This window comes from Vibrio sp. dhg (assembly GCF_003443775.1).
Classification (GTDB): Bacteria; Pseudomonadota; Gammaproteobacteria; order Enterobacterales; family Vibrionaceae; genus Vibrio; species Vibrio natriegens.
In genome coordinates, this window is the sequence record NZ_CP028943.1 from 543,735 (window position 1) to 562,626 (window position 18,892).

Consider the following 18,892-nt stretch of genomic DNA (forward strand, 5'->3'; position numbering starts at 1 on the left):
CTGACAAATGGGGAGGGTTTGTTTGGTTTACTTTTGCCATTGAATTTTAATTCAGAGTGATTCCGACGATGAAAAAGTACCTCCTGCTCACCTTAGTTTTATTGCCGCTGACCGCCAGTGCATCTAATGCGCTAAAGGATACCATTAAAGCTAAACGTAAATACGAGCATAGCAAAAGCCATATTACTAATACGCTTGATAACACTAAGCGTGATATCGAAGAGATCACCAGTGGCACCTACGTCCAGAATCAGGCCAAACGTGAGGCCAAGAAAGCGACGAGCAAGTACACCAATAAAGTGGAAAACGTCAAAAACGCCACCGACCCCGAACATATTAAACGTAAAGCGAATAATGAGCTCAATCGCCAGTTTGATGAATGGCTCTATGAAGATTAATCAACGTTAAATAGACGAGTAAAGGTGACACGAAGTCACCTTTTTTATGCTTACCTGTTTGTGATTATTTCGGCTGGTGGTTTTCTACCGCTTTACGCAGGAAACCATCCTGATGCGCCAGCTGCTGGCGGGCTGAATCGATATCCAGATCTGTGAGGATCATTAATATCGCCAATTTTACCTCATAGTCTGTTTGTTTGAGCACGGCTGTTGCCTGCTCTTTACTGCAGTCCGTCGCTTGCATCACGATACGAGCGGCGCGTGCGACCAGTTTGTCATTGGTGGCTTTAACATCCACCATTAAGTTTTGGTAGCTCTTACCAATGCGGATCATGCTTGCTGTTGTCAGCATGTTCAGCACCAGTTTCTGTGCCGTTCCTGACTTAAGACGGGTAGAGCCTGTTAATGCTTCCGGACCGACAACCGGGCTGATCGCGATATCAGCGATGTCGGCAATAGGAGAGTCTGGGTTACAAGACAGTGCTACTGTTGTTGCGCCAATCTCATTGGCATACTCTAATCCACCAATCACATAAGGCGTTCTGCCACTTGCTGCGATGCCGACAACCACATCACTTTTATTGAAGTTGATATTCTTTAAATCTTGCTCGCCGAGCAAAGGAGAATCTTCAGCACCTTCTTTCGCTTTGAGGATAGCTTCTGGTCCGCCTGCTATTAAGCCAATGACCATTTTGTCTGATACCCCAAACGTTGGCGGGCACTCTGATGCATCCAAAACGCCTAAACGACCACTGGTACCAGCACCCATATAAACCAGCCTGCCACCCGCTTTAAATGCTGCTGTGATCTTATCGACCGCCAATGCTATCTCAGGAAGGACCTTTTCTACGGCAAGAGGAACCAGTTTGTCTTGCTGATTAATGCGCTGCACAATATCCAGTGAAGGCAGCAAGTCGATGTCCATTGTTTCTGGGTTACGACCTTCAGAAACGAGCTGTGATAAAGCAGCAATAAGTGCGTCGTTTGTCATAATTAAGCCTTCATTATTAATTTTTTGCATACAGTACACCGAGTGAAGCCAGTCGACTTGCTCCGGTGACTTCCGGTAAATTGCTCGGCAAACCGTGAATATGGCGCTGAGCTAACCACGCAAACGCCATTGCTTCCATATAGTCGCCATCAACGCCTTTTTCGTTGGTTGTGGTCACTTGCCATTGAGGCATTAATTCGCTTAAGCGTTGCATCAACAGTGGGTTTCTCGCTCCGCCACCACAAACCAGCAGTAGCGGAGATTTGCCGTAAGTAAATTTCTCTACTTCACTGGCGATGGTGACGGCGGAGTACTCACATAATGTGCGCTGAACATCTTCTGCAGAGAGTGAATGCCCAGTCAGTTGGGATTGTAACCAGTTGATATTGAACAGTTCGCGGCCGGTACTTTTGGGTGCTGCGCGTGTTAAATAAGGCTCTTGAAGTAATTGATTGAGCAGTGCCGGATTGACTGTACCTTGCAGTGCAAATTGTGCGTCTTTATCGAACCCTTGCGTCGTATGCTTCTCACACCAGGCATCCATCAACATATTACCAGGCCCTGTATCGTAACCAATCACCGGTTGCTGTGGGTGCAAAACGGAAACATTCGCAATGCCACCGATGTTTAAAACCACGGTTGTCGAGTCTTGCATCGCGAAGATACTTTTGTGGAAAGCTGGTACAAGAGGCGCGCCTTGACCGCCGAGTGCCATGTCCTTACGACGAAAATCCGCCACGGTGTCGATACCGGTTTTCACCGCGATAATATTGGCATCACCCAATTGAGTGGTAAATGGATACTCGCCAGTTGGCTGGTGGAAAACGGTTTGACCATGATTGCCAATAGCGCGGACTTGCTCAGCGGAATAGCCAGATTTATCCAACAGCTGGAGAACGGCATCGGCAAACAGGTTACCAAGCTGGTGGTCGAGTTCACCAATGGTTTTCAGGTTCGTCTCCTGACCAGTGCATACGGACAATAAAGCCTGTTTCAGCTGGGCAGGCATTGGATAATCATCGTGGGCAATAAGCTGAACGTGGTTTCCTTTAATCTCAACCAAAGCCGTATCGACACCATCCATACTCGTGCCAGACATCACGCCAATGTAAAGTTCGTTAAAATTCACAGCCGATCTCGTCAATTCTTCATTCGCTTATTGTAAAGCAAATCTGAAGCGAATAACCTCATTTGGTACCAGATATTTGAGGAGAAAACATGGGTCCGTTATGGGTTGACGTTGCAGGCTATGAGCTGACTGCTGAAGACAAAGAAATTTTGGAGCATCCAACGGTTGGTGGCTTGATTCTGTTTACACGGAATTATCATGATAGCGAGCAACTTCAGGCGCTTACCCAGTCTATCCGCAAAGCGGCGAAACGTCCGCTACTGATTGGTGTCGATCAGGAAGGAGGGCGAGTACAGCGATTTCGTGAGGGCTTTTCTCTTATCCCTGCTGCTGATGAATATGCAAAACATCAAAACAGTGAAGAGCTTGCTCGAATGGGCGGCTGGCTTATGGCTGCGGAGCTGATTGCTCATGACATTGATTTGAGCTTCGCCCCTGTATTGGATAAAGGCCATCAGTGCAAAGCGATTGGTAGCCGAGCCTTTGGGGAAGACGCCAATACCATCCTTCGTCATAGCACTGCCTACATGCAAGGGATGAAAAGCATCGGCATGGCGACAACAGGCAAACACTTTCCCGGACATGGTGGCGTGATTGCTGACTCTCATCTGGAAACGCCCTATGACGAGCGCAGTGATATTTTTGAGCAAGACATGGCGATTTTCAAAGCTCAAATCGAGGCGGGTATTTTGGATGCCATGATGCCAGCCCACGTCATTTTTCCGAACTACGACTCTCAACCTGCCAGCGGTTCCGAATATTGGCTGAAAACAATTCTGCGTCAGCAACTTGGTTTCAAAGGCTTGATCTTCTCTGATGATTTAACCATGGAAGGCGCAGTTATCATGGGCGGTCCTGCAGAACGCTCCATTCAGGCTTTGAATGCAGGGTGCGATATGCTGTTGATGTGCAATAAAAGAGAGGCTCAGGTCGAAGCTCTGGATAACTTACCTATCACGAGTGTGCCGCAAGCCAGCGCGTTACTGAAAAAACAGAGCTTTTCTCTGAGTGAGCTCAAGTTGTCACAAGAGTGGAAACAAGCCAGCGAAGCGATGAAGCGTTTAACTCCATAAACTTCAATACTTGTAAGCACGTAAACTGCTAAAAACACCGAACTCAAGCCAAACTTAAGTTAAGTTTGGCTTTTATTTTTTGTAAAATTATATTTACAGTAAATGTTTTTTAAAATGTACACTTGTTTTTATCGTTTAGCCTGTTATCTTGTCGTTAAAGCTTAGTTGTCTCACCAAGGATTTGGTTGGGTGTAAAAAATAATATACAGGTCAAGGTTATGAAAAAAAGTGAATTGAGCGACATTAACATCGTCGAAGAACAGGTTCTTATCACTCCAGATGAGTTAAAAGCGAAATTGCCTCTGAGTGACAAAGCACGCCGCTTTATCCAAGAATCTCGTCAAACTATTGCTGACATCATTCATAAGAAAGATCACCGTTTGCTTGTTGTGTGTGGACCTTGTTCTATCCACGATATTGATGCGGCGAAAGATTACGCAAAACGTCTTAAAGCGCTTTCAGAACAACTAAGTGACCAACTGTATATTGTAATGCGTGTTTACTTTGAAAAGCCTCGTACTACCGTTGGCTGGAAAGGTTTAGTTAACGACCCGCATCTGGATGGCAGTTTTGATATCGAACATGGTCTGCATGTTGGCCGTGAACTGCTGGTTGACCTGGCAGAGATGGAAATTCCGCTAGCGACAGAAGCTCTTGACCCAATCAGCCCGCAGTACATCGCAGATACCTTTAGTTGGGCTGCAATTGGTGCGCGTACTACCGAATCGCAAACTCACCGTGAAATGGCGAGTGGCTTGTCTATGCCAATTGGTTTTAAAAACGGTACTGATGGTAGCTTGGCGACAGCAATCAATGCGATGCAAGCAGCATCATCTAGCCACCGCTTCATGGGAATTAACCGTGAAGGACAAGTTGCACTGCTCACGACTCAGGGCAACGCGAATGGTCATGTGATTCTTCGTGGTGGTAAGCAGACGAACTACGATTCAGTATCCGTGACTGAGTGTGAACAAGAAATGGCGAAGTCAGGTCTTGACGCTTCACTGATGGTGGACTGTAGCCACGCGAACTCACGTAAAGACTACCGCCGTCAGCCACTGGTCGCTGAAGACGTGATCCATCAAATTCGTGAAGGCAACAAGTCTATTATCGGCCTGATGATTGAAAGCCACATCAACGAAGGCAATCAGTCTTCTGACCTGAAACTTGAAGAGATGGAATACGGTGTATCTATCACCGATGCATGTATCAATTGGGAGTCAACTGAGGCACTATTACGTCATGCACACGAAGAGCTGGTGCCTTTCTTAGAGAATCGCCTAAAAGGCTAAAAAACGGAACTTATTTAAAGGAACATCAATGGCAGTTGAACTTAACGCATTACGCGATCAGATTGATGCAGTCGACAAGCAAATGCTTGAGCTTCTAGCCCAGCGTTTATCGCTGGTAGAAAAAGTGGGTGAAGTAAAAAGCGAACACGGTTTGCCAATTTATGCCCCCGACCGAGAGGCCGCGATGTTAGCGTCTCGTCGAGCTGAAGCTGAAAAAATTGGGGTACCCCCACAGCTAATCGAAGACATTCTTCGTCGTACTATGCGTGAGTCTTATGCCAGTGAGAAAGATTCCGGATTTAAGTGCTTGAACCCAGAATTACGCTCAGTTGTGATTATCGGTGGTAATGGTCAACTGGGCGGTCTGTTTGGCCGCATGTTCAAATTGTCGGGCTACCAGGTCAAAGTTCTGGGCAGTAAAGATTGGGATCGTGCGGATGAAATCCTGGACAACGCGGGTTTAGTCGTGGTCACGGTACCGATTCATCTGACGGAAGGGGTTATCGAGAAGCTGGGTAACTTACCAGAAGATTGCATTTTGTGTGATTTAACCTCGATTAAGTCGAAGCCACTGCAAGCGATGCTCAAGGTGCACGCTGGCCCGGTTGTCGGTCTTCACCCGATGTTTGGCCCTGATGTTCCTAGCCTTGCGAAGCAGGTGATTGTGTACTGTGATGGCCGTGGTAACGAGCATTACCAATGGCTACTCCAACAATTTGGTATTTGGGGCGCAAGTTTGTGTCAGATTGACGCAGAAGAGCATGATCATGGCATGACACTGATTCAGGCTCTGAGACACTTTACGTCGTTTGCTTACGGCATGCACTTAAGTAAAGAGAACCCGAATATCGATCAGTTGCTGAAACTAAGCTCGCCAATCTACCGCCTTGAATTGGCGATGGTTGGACGACTGTTTGGTCAGGACCCGAATTTGTACGGTGATATCATTTTCTCTTCTCAAGAGAATATCGACATGATCAAGCGATTCCATCAGCGTTTGGGTGATGCGGTGGCGATCCTGGATAGCAAAGACAAAGCGCGATTCATCGAAAGTTTCAAGCAGGTGAGTGATTGGTTTGGTACTTACTCTCAACAATTTATGAATGAGAGCCAGAACCTGCTCAAGCAAGCCAATGATAATATTCATCGTGGCTAACAGCCTGATATAAAAAAGAGCAGCTTTGGCTGCTCTTTTTTTATTTGAAGAAAATCAGTTAACGGCTGTCTCGTTACCTTCTTCACTGGACACGGTGTTGATGCTGGTGTCTCGGTAAGGCGAATTAGTTAAGTTGATTTGCAGACGAACAACGTTGTCAATCAACTGAACTAATGGACCCCATTTGACTTTATTTTCTTTTTCAAACACGTAGTTGAAGTTCTCTGGCGTCCAGTCCATTAAGTATTGAGGGTTCAATGCTCGCCCGAGGAAGCGCACTTCATAATGCAGGTGAGGTCCGGTCGAATTACCAGAGTTACCACATTGAGCAATAACATCCCCTTTACTGACAAATTCCCCGCTTTTCACTTTGAATTTTTGCAGGTGCGCATAAGAACTCATAAAACCAAACGAATGGCGTAAAGTCAGGTAGTTGCCATAGCCTCGATTACCCGGACGAACCGTCTCTACAACCCCATCGGCAGGAGCCAGTACTTCTTCACCACGCTTACAGGTTAGGTCGATACCAGTATGAACGTGTTTCTTCCCTGAAATTGGGTTGATTCGAGTGCCATAAGAGGATGAGATGCGCTGATAAGTGATTGGGCTGTCGTTAGGAATAAGGCGGAACATGGTTGCACGTACGGCAGAATCTATTGCCGCAGCGTCAATTCTCTCTTCCAGTGCCAAATTGTTTTCATCAAGCATCAGCTCTTCGTCGGCTAATCCAAGTACCGACTCGACATCGAATACACGTTTACCCAGCAGCTGAATTTGGTTATTTCTGTCAGTCAAAGATTGAGACAACGAGTGGTTGGTATCAAGCTGTTCTTCGTAAAGTGCGGTGATTTCGTTTTTCTCACTCTCCAGTTTAGCGACGGCTTGAACCAGTACATCTTGATCATAGCGCTGTTGCTGGTTCATATACCATGCACCACCAATAACGGCAGGTAACGCGATGACCGAAGCCAACACGGTGACGACCGAAATGCGGCCAAAGTAAAATTGCTGATCGCCGTTTTTTGTCGGGATCTGAATGATGATTTTTTTAGACATAGTGATAGTTACTTAAGTAGGCATTTGTTTATTTATTTCCTAAAGCGAAAGCAGCGTTAACTTTCGTATGGAAGTTCGTTATTGCCTACATTCAATTCTGAAAATTACTTTTGTTGGCTGTACTTTCAATGAGCATCAGCCTAATTAGTTGGTTCGATGGGCAGAGGAGTTTGGTCGACAATTGATGAAAAAAGTCGTCTCCCCACTTTATTATTTTTCTTACCAATGACTCGAACGGACTGAATCATATATCAAAAAGCACAAAAAGTGTGCGAATATTATCTGAAAGTGTCGGGATGGCTAAAAAGTGATGTTGGTTCAGCCTTCAGAAAACGAAAGGCCGCTATGATAGCGGCCTTTGTTCAAATTACAATCGGACTTTCCTGACTGTGTCAGGTAGCGACCATGATTCTGGAGAGATTACTTCGCGATACGTTTGTATTTGATGCGATGAGGTTCTGCAGCTTCAGGACCAAGCGTCTTCTTCAACCAGTCCATGTACTCGGTGTAGTTACCTTCGTAGAAGTTAACCTGACCTTCGTCACGGTAGTCGATGATGTGCGTTGCGATACGGTCAAGGAACCAACGGTCGTGCGAGATAACCATTGCACAGCCTGGGAATTCAAGTAGCGCTTCTTCTAGTGCACGTAGCGTTTCAACGTCAAGGTCGTTGGTTGGTTCATCGAGTAACAGTACGTTGCCGCCCGCTTTCAGTAGTTTCGCAAGGTGTACACGGTTACGCTCACCACCAGATAGCTCACCGATTACTTTCTGTTGATCAGAGCCTTTGAAGTTGAAACGTGAACAGTATGCACGTGCAGGGATTTCGAAGTTGTTGATCTTAATGATATCAGCGCCTTCAGAAATCTCTTGGAATACAGTGTTCTTGTCGTTCATTGAGTCACGGAACTGCTCAACCGATGCCAGTTTCACAGTATCACCCAGTTCGATAGTGCCTGAATCTGGTTGCTCTGTGCCGCTTAGCATTTTGAATAGCGTTGACTTACCTGCACCGTTGGCACCGATAATACCGACGATTGCACCTTTAGGGATGCTGAATGACAAGTCATCAATCAGTACACGGCCGTCGAACGATTTCGTCAGGTTATTCACTTCGATAACCTTGTCACCTAAGCGCTCACCTGGTGGGATAAATAGTTCGTTGGTCTCGTTACGTTTTTGATGGTCAGTGTTTTGAAGCTCTTCAAAACGAGCCATACGCGCTTTCGATTTCGCCTGACGACCTTTAGGGTTTTTGCGTACCCACTCAAGTTCTTTCTCGATGGTCTTTTGACGAGCACTTTCTTGTGATGCTTCTTGCTGTAGACGTGCATCTTTTTGCTCTAGCCAAGAGGTGTAGTTACCTTCCCATGGAATACCTTCACCACGGTCAAGTTCAAGAATCCAGCCAGCAGCGTTATCAAGGAAGTAACGGTCGTGGGTAATCGCTACAACAGTACCTGTGTAATCAACCAGGAAGCGTTCTAGCCAAGCAACAGACTCAGCATCCAAGTGGTTGGTTGGTTCGTCGAGAAGAAGCATGTCTGGCTTTTCTAGTAGAAGACGACAAATAGCGACACGACGACGCTCACCACCTGACAGATGGGCAATCTTTTGATCCCACTCAGGAAGACGCAAAGCATCCGCTGCACGTTCCAGAGCATTATCAAGATTATGGCCATCTTTCGCTTGAATCAGAGCTTCCAGTTCGCCTTGTTCTTTTGCCAGAGCATCGAAATCCGCATCTGGTTCAGCGTATGCTGCATATACCGCGTCCAAACGTTGAAGCGCGCCTGCAACGTCTGATACCGCTTCTTCTACAATCTCACGAACGGTTTTTGATTCATCAAGTACTGGCTCCTGTGGAAGGTAGCCAACATTAAGCCCTGGTTGTGGGCGTGCTTCACCGTCGATATCCGTGTCGATACCCGCCATGATACGTAGCAGAGTTGATTTACCTGCACCGTTCAGACCTAAAACACCGATTTTCGCACCAGGGAAGAAGCTCAGAGAGATGTCTTTAAGAATTTGACGCTTAGGTGGCACAATTTTGCTCACCCGCGACATGGTATATACGTATTCAGCCATTGCCGATCGTTCCTAAATTAACTGTTATTCAAACCCACTATTTTATACCAACTGCCTGATATACCCAAATGACTTCAGGATACCCAATTCAGAGCCTTGTCACTGACTGGCATAAATCGTTTACCTGGGGCTATTTGTTACCGCGCTGCAAGAATTTTACCTGTTATACGATTTCTTATTCTCAGCTGACCGGAAACTTACATGGTTACGGTATACACTTTTGTTATTCGCTTGAAGTGAAGAATGGATTTCTTTGCACATTATGAACTTCTCGTCCTCATTGCTGCAAAAGTTAACGAGTATAAATTTTAATACATCAATTCACTTTACATTGGTTGCATATTTCTGTGTAAATGTATGCATATACTTAAAGTGCCTTTGAAACATAAACTCTAAGAAAACTAGGCTTTGAGGCAATAAATGTCTGGGGAAAAATATACAAATGAGATTCAACGTTACGGAATTGGCTAAAAGTGTATGCTGTGCTGCTGCTTTATGTGCGGTTAGTCTGACAGCGAACGCCGCGCTTAGCTTAGAAAAACAGCGCGAAGTGTATGAGCAGGCCCAAAATCTATTAGATAAAAATGACATCAACGGGTACTTAGTGATCCGTCCCAAAATTGCGGACTATCCGCTGACACCTTATGTGGACTACCGTACTTTCATTCGACAGTTACCGAGTAAGTCCCCAAAACAAGTTAATGACTTTATCTCCGAGTACGAGACTTTTCCCTTTTCTCGCCGTGTTAGCGCTCCTTATCTGAATCATCTCTACAAAGAGAAAGATTGGAAGGCCATTACTGAGTTTCAAAAAGTGATACCCAGTGGCGAGCGTTACCAGTGCATTTTTTACCAGGCGAATTTGAAGCAGGGTAAACAAGTTGCGGCGTTTAAAGGCGCGGAAGATATGTGGTTAAGCGGTTCAAGTATCGCTTCTGAGTGTGACCCACTATTTTCTGCCTGGGATAAAGCGGGCGGAAGAACTGACGATTTGATATTACAGCGAATGTTACTGGCGTTTGATGCACGTAACGGCAGCCTGATGAGTTATCTGCAAAAGCTACCAAAGTCGGCCAAAGCGAAACAACAAGCCCAAGATATGAAGGCGTTGTTTGATAAGCCTGCCTCGGTCGCTGAATTTGCCAAGAAAAAGCCCGCGAACGATATTAATCGTGCTCAGAGTCAATATGCATTAGAAAAGTTAGCTCGTATGAATATCGAGCAGGCACAACAAGCGTATGACTCGGTGGTAAAAGGGCAGAAATTCTCTCCTGAAAAAGCTCAGTCATTGGCAGATTACATTGCATTTAGGCTGACGCGTACAGAGTCGGCCAGTCTGGCTAAATGGCGAGATGACAAGACAAAAACCAGTCAGGACTTGCCACTCATCGAGACTCGTATTCGTCTCGCGGTGCAAAATGCAGACTGGAAAGGGGTTCAGGAGTGGATTGCGGTTCTTAACAAAGAAGAGCAGGCGACGCTGCGATGGCAATATTGGTTGGGCCGAAGTGAGATTGCACTCGGAGATGACATTGCGGGTAAGAAGCGTTTAGCAACATTGGTTGGAGAGCGTAACTTTTATAGTGTCGCAGCCGCAAACGCGATAGGGCAGTCGATCAAATATCCAAGTCACCGAATCAAATTAGACAGTAAGGCTGTTCAGCCTTATCACGATGCTTTGGCGCGTATTTCGGAGATGATTGCGACAGACAAGATTTCTGCAGCAAAGAGCGAGTGGGCGCATTTGCTCCGTCGGGTGAATAAAGACGACAAAGCCATGCTAGCGGCTTATGCCTCCTCGAAGCATTGGCATCACCTGACTGTTACCGCAAGTATTCAAGCTCAGATGTGGGACAATATTGAATTACGGTTCCCTGTTGCGCATCAATGGTGGTTTAATTTTTATGCGAAGAAGCATGATATCGACCCGGTTACCATGATGTCTTTGGCAAGGCAAGAAAGTGCGTTGGATGTAGAGGCTCGTTCACCCGTTGGTGCTCGCGGTATCATGCAGATAATGCCTGAAACTGCAAAATACACCGCACGTAAGTACAAGTTAAAGTATCAAGGGACTGAAGAGTTGTATAACGTCGGCAAAAATATCGAAATTGGCAGCCATTACCTGCAAGGTTTATTGGAGGATTACGATAATAATCGTATTTTTGCTCTAGCGGCTTATAATGCTGGCCCTAACAGAGTGAAAACGTGGCGAGAGCGAACCCAGGGAAAAGTGGATGCTTATGCCTTTATCGAGGCGATTCCATTTAAAGAAACACGTGGTTATGTTCAGAACATCTTAATGTTTGAAACTTACTACCGTGATCTTTTGGGTATCGATGGCGCGTTCTTGAATCAACATGAGATCAATACCAAGTATTGAGTGAGGTAACTTGATGTCACACGAACCCGAGTACACAGACTGGCAGCAGATTCTTGAGCTAATTCGAACAAGTGTCGATAGTCAGCAGCATGAAATGTTTTTAACGATGCTGATGACACCTGATGAACGAGATTCATTAATTGCCCGAGTGAACATTCTTAATGAACTGCTCAAAGGCGAGTTATCTCAACGTCAGATTAGCCAGATGCTGGGCGTGGGCATTGCAACCATCACACGTGGCTCAAATGAGTTGAAATCCAAATCGGATGAAGAGAAAGACCAGCTCAAGGCATTATTAGAGCCAACAGAGTAAAACAAAAGGGCGGAGATTCCGCCCTTTTTTATTATCACTAGAATAGGAACGTGAGCTTTAAAGATTCGCTGGAAAGTGCTCTGTGTTGGTAAAAGGAATCAAAGCCAGAATTAAGGCTTGATGATATACCGAGCTGCGCGTCAATTGGTTTTGGGTCAATAGACTGATTGCGCCACCTTTCTGTTTAATATTTTCTGTGCCAAACACACTGTCCATGACATCACCAAGTTCATTGGCATGTTCAAGTTGCGCCAACACTTCTGGCGGTAACATCAAACTTGCTGAGCGGGATTCGCCACGATGAGTCTGCGACTCGATCACCATCCAGGCGAAGGTAACATTGCCTTCGATACCAGCTTCTAGTCCAACATAAAAATCCCCGCCTAGAGCGTCGACTTTGGCATTTTTTACTCTATTCAATGCGCCTGTATACGTTTCTTCGTTGCTCATCGGCTGATCCGCAACTTCGCTGGGTACACTCACTCCCTCAAACTCAAAATCCTGATTTGGAAATGCACTTTGAAACGCACTCTTAACCGCATTGATTTTTGCTGGATTTAAAGAGGCAATAACGACTTTTTGGGTTGCCATGATCTTTTTGCTCACAGGTGTCTATTAACTCAATTTAACTTGGGTTGGTTTTACGTTTTCGCTAGGGTAACAACCTAGTACTTTCAGGTGCTTAGTGATCTTAGTGAGTTCTTGCAACGCTTGCTGCATCTCTTGCGAATCCAAATGAGATTCTAGGTCAACGTAGAACATTTCTTCCCATGGATTGCCCATAATAGGACGCGACTCAAGCTTAGTCATATTGATGCCATAGCGTTGCAGTACCAGTAGTGTTTCAACCAGTGAACCCGCTTGTTGAGACGTGGACATAATCAGCGTCGTCTTGGCTGGTATTTGCGTAGAAACCTCAACTGGTTTACGAGCTACTACGATAAAGCGAGTATGGTTTTCTGTTTGATTAGCGATATTGCCTTGAATCGCTTGTAGGCCGTACAACTTACCGCTTGATGCATTACCGATAGCCGCTACATCATCACGATTCAGTTCTTGGACTTTTTGCATAGCGTCGGCAGTGCTGGCGCAAGATTCCAGTTTTACGCCTTTCATGCGGCTTAGGAACTCACTGCATTGCTGATGAGGCTGAGGGTGAGAGTAAAGCGTTTTAATGTTTTCAAGACGAATGTCTTTTGTCGCTACCAGACAATGCTCAATCGGTTGTGTCAGCTCACCAACGATGTACAACGTGGTGTGTTGCAGCAAGTCATACACTTCGTTAATAGAGCCAGAACTCGTGTTTTCAATTGGTAGGACACCGTAGTCGGCGTGACCTGATTCTACCGTCTGAGTTACTTCCCTGAAGTGTTCACAGTTCAGTTCAATCAGTTCAGTATTTTTACGGCTAAAATATTCGCGGCTGGCCAGATGTGAATATGAGCCTTTCGCACCAAGGAAAGCAACACGTGCGAGAGGTTTACGGCTTTGTTGTGGATTAACTAGATTCTGGAGATAACTTTGCTGCAGAAGAACGGAGTCTTCAATAATTGTGTGGAAAAGTTTGGTGATGTACTGAGCGTCTAAATCATATTTTTCGCGGCCATTAGAAATGAGCTTCACCAATAACTGTTGTTCACGGACAGCATCGCGAACAGGCTTTGAGGTTTGTACTTTGCTCTTGGCGACTTCAATGCTGAGTCTGCGGCGTTCAGACAACAAGCTAAGTAGCTCGTCATCAAGTTCGTTTAAACGTACACGAATATCTTCCAGAGAAATGGGTTGGTCAGTCATCAATTCTTTCCTTATAAAAAAGCCTCCCGGTTTGGGAGGCTTTCTGTTTGTTTTTGACTTTTCTTTCACAAACGAGTTCGCCCCTCCATCTATGGGAGGAAAAAGAAGTCAAAAATAAACAGAGGGGTTAAATGCATAATTAGTGCGCAATTTATGAGTGTTTAAACACAATAAGCAAGCAGGCGTAGAGCGTCAAGCAAAAAAATAGCGCCTTACGGCGCTATTTCCTCAATCTGGTCTATTTACTCTTCTTCTACTTCAAGCTCTGGCTTGGTAGCTCTGCGAGCTTCAGGCTTGTGGGTCAGCTTATTCAATTGTCGTTCTAGTTTTTGCTCCACTTCGTTGATAGCTGCGTAAAGATCTTCGTGAGTCGCTGAGGCGATAAGTTGTCCTTTTGGAACCTTGATAACCGCTTCGAATTTTTTCTGTTTATTTGGTTCCTCACTGAAAGTTGCTTGGCATCCAATTAGGTCGACTTGCCATTTCTCCAGTTTTTTAAATTTGCTCTCAATATGAGCTCGGATTGCAGAGGTGATTTCGATGTTTTTGCCAGTGATATTCATTGTCATAAGTGTTTTTCCTCTGTTGCATCCCTCATGGGTTAAGTTCAGATTACTGCTTTATGGATAAATAAATGTGATCTATATCACCATTTGGTTCGAGGTTTTTAAAAGGAAAAATGAATGTGATCTCACTCAAGAAGTATCGAGATTTATCGTTAAATAGCTTGTTATCGGTTAGCAAATCATTAGATTGGATAGAGTACTCAGCTGAAAACCACCTCGTTTTTAGGGGCGTTGTACAGCCCATAATTTAGTTTGGTCAAAAATTAACTGAACAAAATACGTGATTGAAATCACGCTAGAGTATGTAATCAAAGAGAGTTTTGAAAAGCCGCTTAGTTAACAAGCGGCTTTTTGTTTTCTGGTGTTTGACTCACCTTGAGTAATGGGGTCATGAAAACCGGATCGTCCGGAGCCAACAAAACATTCTTTAACGATTTAGCGTGGTCCAAACTCTCTAATTGTTTGTATATGACGTAGTAACGGTTGATGGTGGTGACATAACCGACGGTTGCGCTGATGTTCTTTCTCATCACGACTTCAACATTATTGAACCACACATTTGGGTTATAGCCTTGTCTGGCGGCGAGCTTACGCATTCTCTCGACATTGCCCGGCCCAGCGTTATAGGCGGCCAAAGTGAAATAGATTTTGTTTTCGGCGGATATGGCTTTGTCGTTGAAGTATTGTCGCCGTAAAAACGCCATGTACTTCACGCCCGCATGAACGTTGTTTTCCAATTGTCGAACATTTTTGATGTTGATATTCGGATCTTGTGCGGTACTGGGTAGGATTTGCATAATGCCCACGGCGCCTCGACTGCCGACCAGGTTATTATTAAAGCCCGATTCTTTATAAGCGACGGCCGCTATCAGCAGATAATCAAAGTTGTACTTCTCCCCATAGCGCGAAAACAACGCGGACAGTTTTTCTAACTGAGCAATTTTTTTCGGGTTGAGCGCTTTGTTTAGCCAGTTGGTATTGTCAATGTACTTGCCGTAGATGACGTTTCCGAGCAGGGTGCCAGAGCGTGATTTCTTGATGAACTTATTGACCACAGCTTTCAGTTGCGGGCTGTCTTTACGCATTGCCCAGCCGATTTTGCCACTTTTACGCAGTGGAACCTTTTTGTGTACCCGAATGTCATCCATTACCTTGAGCCACAGGCTTGCTTTGTGGCTATCTAAAACGATGGCTTTGACATAGCCATTATTCAGCATGCCAACCAGTTCGTAGTCTTGGAGGGTTTCTTCAACGAAGTGGACAATGACCGGTGGTAAGCCTTTCTTGTTTAATGTTTTATTAAGATATTGAATGCTTTCAAAATAACTGGAGCTAGCTCGGACCCATATCTCTTTACCGCTCAGTTGCTCTAGCTTTGTGATGGCAGGTGTTTTTTTGTTGGTGACGATCCACTCTTGAATTCCCGAGATTATTGGGGAACTAAAATCGACTTTTTCTTTACGGCTATCAGTAATCGTCAGGTTTGCGACAATTAAGTCGCCAGAGCCTTTGTTTAGAGAGGGAATCAACTGGTCACGAGCAAGAGGGATAATTTGTACGTTTAGTTTCGGTTTGATTTTGCGTAAATCTTTCTCGAAATGAGCCAGAAGCTCTGCACCAATTCCTTTAGGAGTCCCGCCTTCAATGTAGTAAAAACCCAGGTCAGCAGAGACAAGCACGCGTAGTAAGTTCTTCTCTTTTATGACGTCTAAATCACCGGTATACGGTGGCTGTTTCAACGGTGAAATTTGTAATGCGCAAACGGATGCTGACAGCAGGATCAGTAATATTGCCCATAGCTTAGATAATCTCACGTTCACGTCCAGGTTAATGGTGGGAGAGCTTTAAGCATATATTGTGCTCAAAAAACCATCAAGTTAGGCGCGGGGAAGATGCTTTGATAGAAAAACGCCACAGTTGTTGAGACTGTGGCGAGAAGTTTTGCGGCAGTTTGCTTTAATCGACTGGATTAAGCTTAATCAACTCTTCCGTTCTGGCGATAGAGTCTTCCAGACCAAGCTGCTTGTAAGCTTCTAGCTGTATATCAAGCGACTTACGCGCTGCTTCTGTATCAGGGAAGGTCTTTTGCAGTTCTTGGCTGCGGTTGATCGCGGCAATCCACGCTTCACGGCGTAGGTAGAAATCTGCCGTTGCCAGATCATAATTGGCCAAACGGTTTTTCAAGGCTATCATGCGTTTTTGCGAATCTTCCGCATAATGGCTGTTTGGGTAACGTTGAAGTAGCTTTTTGAAATCATCAAAGGCTTGTTTAACTGGCTCTGGATCTCGGTCGCTACGATCAATATTAAACAGATCGTGCATAAAGTTACGATCTTGCGCCATATGAGTTAGGCCGCGCATGTACAACACCCAGTCCATTTTTTCGTGAGTTGGGTTTAGGCGCATAAAGCGTGAGATGGTTGCCAAACCAAGTGCTAGGTCGTCGTTTTTGTAGTACGCGTAAATGAGATCAAGTTGTACCTGCTCGGAGTACGCACCAAATGGGTAGCGTGAGTCTAATGCTTCCAGTTTTTCAATCGCAGTAAGCCAGTTGCCGGTTTGAAGCGAGGTTTGTGCGTCTGCATACAGTTCCGAAGGTGGCACATCAGGAACGATTTCTTCTTTGCTTGCACATCCAAACAGAAGGGATACCGCTAAAAGGCCTGTTAAAGTCTGACGTTTCATATCAGGAGTCTGTTCCTTGAATCTAAATATTTCTTAAGCTGCCGTTACTTTCTTTCCAGTAACAGATACAATGACGTAATAGTCTATTTTTCCACAGTCGTGAGCATTAGTCTCACAGTTTTTAAAAAAGTTCGATATGGCTCAGCAGATAGTATTAACAAATACCGTAAAAGATAGTCAATTAGGTCAGCGTTTAGACCAAGCTATCGCAGAATTATTCGCGGACTTCTCTCGCTCTCGCCTGAAAGAATGGCTTGTTGAGGGGAAAGTTCAAGTGAATGGTGAAGTTGTCACCAAACCTCGCACCAAAGTCATGGGCGGCGAGGAAATTACATTGCAAGCCGAGCTGGAAGATGAAGAACGCTGGGAAGCGCAAGATATCCCGCTAGATATCGTCTACGAAGATGATGACATCATCGTAATCAATAAGCCTCGTGATTTTGTCGTACACCCAGGTGCAGGTACGCCTGATGGTACGGTGCTAAATGCATTACTACATCATTACCCGGATATTGCTGAAGTACCGCGTGCAGGTATTGTTCACCGTCTCGATAAAGACACGACCGGTTTGATGGTGGTAGCGAAAACGGTACCAGCGCAAACGCGTTTAGTTCGTGCACTTCAAAAGCGTAATATCACTCGTGAATACGAGGCGATTGCTATTGGCCGTATGACAGCAGGTGGTAAAGTCGATCAACCGATTGGCCGTCACTCGACCAAGCGTACATTAATGGCTGTGGCTCCAATGGGTAAACCAGCGGTTACTCACTACCGTGTTGCAGAACACTTCCGTGAGCACACGCGCATTCGCCTGCGTCTTGAGACGGGTCGTACTCACCAGATCCGTGTTCATATGTCTTACCTGCAGCACCCACTGTTGGGCGATACGGCTTACGGTGGTCGCGCACGTATTCCTACTGGAGCATCGCAAGAGCTGACAGATATGATTCGTGGCTTTGATCGTCAAGCGCTTCACGCTGTGATGTTGCGTTTCGAACACCCTATCACTGGTGAAGAGCTGGAATTCCATGCTCCAGTGCCAGACGATATGGTGGCAATGACCGAAGCACTGCGTAAAGATACTGAAGAACACGGTTTACCGGACGAATTCTAATATGAAGATCATTGTTCCTAACTGGCCAGCGCCTAAAAATGTAAAAGCGTTTGCTTCCACGCGAGTGGGAGGCGTTTCGACGGGAGCCTATCAAGGGCTTAATCTTGGCGCTCACGTTGGGGACGATTTGTCATTAGTAGAACAAAACCGTGACTGGTTGATGAAGCAGGCCGAAATGCCAAGTGCGCCGGTTTGGTTGAATCAGACTCACTCTACCGTTGTCACTCAGGTTTCAGAGCCAACGTCTAAAGTGCTCGATGCCGATGGTGTGTTCACCAATTCTGGCTACGTTGTATGTTCTGCGATGACAGCAGATTGTCTGCCGGTGATTTTAACCAATAGCCAAGGCACACAAGTTGCGGCAGTCCATGCTGGCTGGCGAGGTTTAGCTAATGGCATTGTCGAAAATGCTTTAGAGATGTTTTCTGGTGAAGTGATGGCATGGCTTGGACCTGCTATCGGTCCAGAAGCATTTGAAGTCGGTGAAGATGTTCTGCAAGCTTTTGTTGATTTTGATCCTAAGGCTGAGCAAGCGTTTATTCCGCGAGACATTCAAGGCAAGTGGTTTGCTGATATGTCCAAGCTCGCAACGCAGCGTCTAAACAAAGCTGGAGTCTCCCAAGTGTTTGACTCGGGTTTGTGTACATACCAAAACGGTGATGATTTTTACTCTTATCGTCGTGACGGAGTGACCGGGCGCCAAGCGACCTTTATCTGGCTGGAAGATTAGGTTTTAACCAGTAATTAAAATGGGTGATGCATTCCCTGAGTTTGCATCACTGTTTATATTTATTTACATCCTCCCTTGAAATTCCCCTACTGAGTATCCATCTTTCTACTGTTATTAGTATTCTCTT

The 18,892-nt window shown here is 45.4% G+C and carries 17 protein-coding genes and 1 other annotated feature; of the genes, 8 read left to right on the forward strand and 9 right to left on the reverse strand.

Annotation, left to right across the window (positions count from 1 at the left end; translation table 11 throughout):
• Positions 1-68: 68 nt before the first annotated feature.
• On the forward strand, positions 69-398 hold the full coding sequence (locus tag DBX26_RS02525) for a hypothetical protein (RefSeq protein WP_014230875.1): 330 nt from the start codon (positions 69-71) through the stop codon (positions 396-398).
• A gap of 64 nt (positions 399-462) precedes the next feature.
• Here DBX26_RS02525 and murQ read toward each other — a convergent pair whose 3' ends face one another.
• Together murQ and DBX26_RS02535 are read right to left on the reverse strand one after the other, a co-directional pair.
• A complete protein-coding gene (murQ, locus tag DBX26_RS02530; protein WP_118119739.1) occupies positions 463-1,389 on the reverse strand; it encodes an N-acetylmuramic acid 6-phosphate etherase in 927 nt (308 codons plus the stop codon).
• Positions 1,390-1,405: 16 nt separating this feature from the next.
• Entirely contained in the window at positions 1,406-2,518 is a 1,113-nt protein-coding gene (locus DBX26_RS02535) for an anhydro-N-acetylmuramic acid kinase (RefSeq protein ID WP_118117753.1), read from the reverse strand.
• Positions 2,519-2,607: 89 nt separating this feature from the next.
• Between DBX26_RS02535 and nagZ the strand changes: the two genes are divergently transcribed.
• The 3 genes from nagZ to tyrA all read left to right on the forward strand — a co-directional run bounded on the left by nagZ (position 2,608) and on the right by tyrA (position 6,039).
• Entirely contained in the window at positions 2,608-3,591 is a 984-nt protein-coding gene (nagZ, locus tag DBX26_RS02540; RefSeq protein ID WP_118117755.1) for a beta-N-acetylhexosaminidase, read from the forward strand.
• A 218-nt stretch (positions 3,592-3,809) separates the two neighbouring features.
• Positions 3,810-4,883: a 3-deoxy-7-phosphoheptulonate synthase gene (locus DBX26_RS02545; protein WP_020335936.1), complete on the forward strand. Its 1,074-nt coding sequence runs from the start codon at positions 3,810-3,812 to the stop codon at positions 4,881-4,883.
• A 28-nt stretch (positions 4,884-4,911) separates the two neighbouring features.
• A complete protein-coding gene (tyrA, locus tag DBX26_RS02550; protein ID WP_014230880.1) occupies positions 4,912-6,039 on the forward strand; it encodes a bifunctional chorismate mutase/prephenate dehydrogenase in 1,128 nt (375 codons plus the stop codon).
• A gap of 54 nt (positions 6,040-6,093) precedes the next feature.
• On the opposite strand, the gene DBX26_RS02555 is transcribed toward tyrA, so the two are convergent.
• Both DBX26_RS02555 and ettA read right to left on the reverse strand, forming a co-directional pair.
• Complete coding sequence (locus DBX26_RS02555; protein WP_014230881.1) at positions 6,094-7,095, reverse strand: M23 family metallopeptidase; 1,002 nt, start codon at positions 7,093-7,095, stop codon at positions 6,094-6,096.
• A 420-nt stretch (positions 7,096-7,515) separates the two neighbouring features.
• The gene (gene ettA / locus DBX26_RS02560; RefSeq protein ID WP_020335937.1) at positions 7,516-9,183 is read right to left on the reverse strand and encodes an energy-dependent translational throttle protein EttA; all 1,668 of its coding nucleotides are present in this window, start codon (positions 9,181-9,183) and stop codon (positions 7,516-7,518) included.
• 442 nt (positions 9,184-9,625) lie between these two features.
• Between ettA and DBX26_RS02565 the strand changes: the two genes are divergently transcribed.
• Together DBX26_RS02565 and trpR are read left to right on the forward strand one after the other, a co-directional pair.
• Complete coding sequence (locus DBX26_RS02565) at positions 9,626-11,563, forward strand: transglycosylase SLT domain-containing protein (RefSeq protein ID WP_118117757.1); 1,938 nt, start codon at positions 9,626-9,628, stop codon at positions 11,561-11,563.
• A gap of 13 nt (positions 11,564-11,576) precedes the next feature.
• Positions 11,577-11,876 carry a trp operon repressor gene (trpR, locus tag DBX26_RS02570; RefSeq protein ID WP_020335939.1) on the forward strand — a complete coding sequence of 100 codons (300 nt, stop codon included), beginning with the start codon at positions 11,577-11,579 and terminating at the stop codon, positions 11,874-11,876.
• Between the two features lie 57 nt (positions 11,877-11,933).
• On the opposite strand, the gene yjjX is transcribed toward trpR, so the two are convergent.
• From yjjX to DBX26_RS02595, 5 genes are all read right to left on the reverse strand, one after another.
• Positions 11,934-12,467, reverse strand: coding sequence for an inosine/xanthosine triphosphatase (gene yjjX / locus DBX26_RS02575; RefSeq protein ID WP_065299145.1), 534 nt, complete (start codon positions 12,465-12,467; stop codon positions 11,934-11,936).
• Between the two features lie 24 nt (positions 12,468-12,491).
• Positions 12,492-13,670 carry a prephenate dehydratase gene (gene pheA, locus DBX26_RS02580; protein ID WP_014230886.1) on the reverse strand — a complete coding sequence of 393 codons (1,179 nt, stop codon included), beginning with the start codon at positions 13,668-13,670 and terminating at the stop codon, positions 12,492-12,494.
• A 12-nt stretch (positions 13,671-13,682) separates the two neighbouring features.
• Positions 13,683-13,804: a sequence feature (Phe leader region), on the reverse strand.
• Between the two features lie 108 nt (positions 13,805-13,912).
• Complete coding sequence (gene raiA, locus DBX26_RS02585) at positions 13,913-14,239, reverse strand: ribosome-associated translation inhibitor RaiA (protein ID WP_020335943.1); 327 nt, start codon at positions 14,237-14,239, stop codon at positions 13,913-13,915.
• A 329-nt stretch (positions 14,240-14,568) separates the two neighbouring features.
• Entirely contained in the window at positions 14,569-16,050 is a 1,482-nt protein-coding gene (locus DBX26_RS02590) for a lytic transglycosylase F (protein WP_162889658.1), read from the reverse strand.
• A 142-nt stretch (positions 16,051-16,192) separates the two neighbouring features.
• Positions 16,193-16,921 (reverse strand): outer membrane protein assembly factor BamD, encoded by a 729-nt coding sequence (locus DBX26_RS02595; protein ID WP_020335945.1) that lies wholly within the window; start codon positions 16,919-16,921, stop codon positions 16,193-16,195.
• A 136-nt stretch (positions 16,922-17,057) separates the two neighbouring features.
• Here DBX26_RS02595 and rluD point away from each other — a divergent pair, with 136 nt between their 5' ends.
• Together rluD and pgeF are read left to right on the forward strand one after the other, a co-directional pair.
• Positions 17,058-18,035: a 23S rRNA pseudouridine(1911/1915/1917) synthase RluD gene (rluD, locus tag DBX26_RS02600; protein ID WP_118117762.1), complete on the forward strand. Its 978-nt coding sequence runs from the start codon at positions 17,058-17,060 to the stop codon at positions 18,033-18,035.
• Position 18,036: 1 nt separating this feature from the next.
• Complete coding sequence (pgeF, locus tag DBX26_RS02605) at positions 18,037-18,765, forward strand: peptidoglycan editing factor PgeF (protein ID WP_014230891.1); 729 nt, start codon at positions 18,037-18,039, stop codon at positions 18,763-18,765.
• The last annotated feature ends 127 nt before the right edge of the window (positions 18,766-18,892 follow it).

Coding starts and splice junctions, on each gene's coding strand:
- DBX26_RS02525 (WP_014230875.1), top strand. CDS start 69: ATGAAAAAGTACCTCCTGCTCACCTTAGTTTTATTGCCGCTGACCGCC.
- murQ (WP_118119739.1), bottom strand. CDS start 1,389: ATGACAAACGACGCACTTATTGCTGCTTTATCACAGCTCGTTTCTGAA.
- nagZ (WP_118117755.1), top strand. CDS start 2,608: ATGGGTCCGTTATGGGTTGACGTTGCAGGCTATGAGCTGACTGCTGAA.
- DBX26_RS02545 (WP_020335936.1), top strand. CDS start 3,810: ATGAAAAAAAGTGAATTGAGCGACATTAACATCGTCGAAGAACAGGTT.
- tyrA (WP_014230880.1), top strand. CDS start 4,912: ATGGCAGTTGAACTTAACGCATTACGCGATCAGATTGATGCAGTCGAC.
- DBX26_RS02555 (WP_014230881.1), bottom strand. CDS start 7,095: ATGTCTAAAAAAATCATCATTCAGATCCCGACAAAAAACGGCGATCAG.
- ettA (WP_020335937.1), bottom strand. CDS start 9,183: ATGGCTGAATACGTATATACCATGTCGCGGGTGAGCAAAATTGTGCCA.
- DBX26_RS02565 (WP_118117757.1), top strand. CDS start 9,626: ATGAGATTCAACGTTACGGAATTGGCTAAAAGTGTATGCTGTGCTGCT.
- trpR (WP_020335939.1), top strand. CDS start 11,577: ATGTCACACGAACCCGAGTACACAGACTGGCAGCAGATTCTTGAGCTA.
- yjjX (WP_065299145.1), bottom strand. CDS start 12,467: ATGGCAACCCAAAAAGTCGTTATTGCCTCTTTAAATCCAGCAAAAATC.
- pheA (WP_014230886.1), bottom strand. CDS start 13,670: ATGACTGACCAACCCATTTCTCTGGAAGATATTCGTGTACGTTTAAAC.
- raiA (WP_020335943.1), bottom strand. CDS start 14,239: ATGACAATGAATATCACTGGCAAAAACATCGAAATCACCTCTGCAATC.
- DBX26_RS02595 (WP_020335945.1), bottom strand. CDS start 16,921: ATGAAACGTCAGACTTTAACAGGCCTTTTAGCGGTATCCCTTCTGTTT.
- rluD (WP_118117762.1), top strand. CDS start 17,058: ATGGCTCAGCAGATAGTATTAACAAATACCGTAAAAGATAGTCAATTA.
- pgeF (WP_014230891.1), top strand. CDS start 18,037: ATGAAGATCATTGTTCCTAACTGGCCAGCGCCTAAAAATGTAAAAGCG.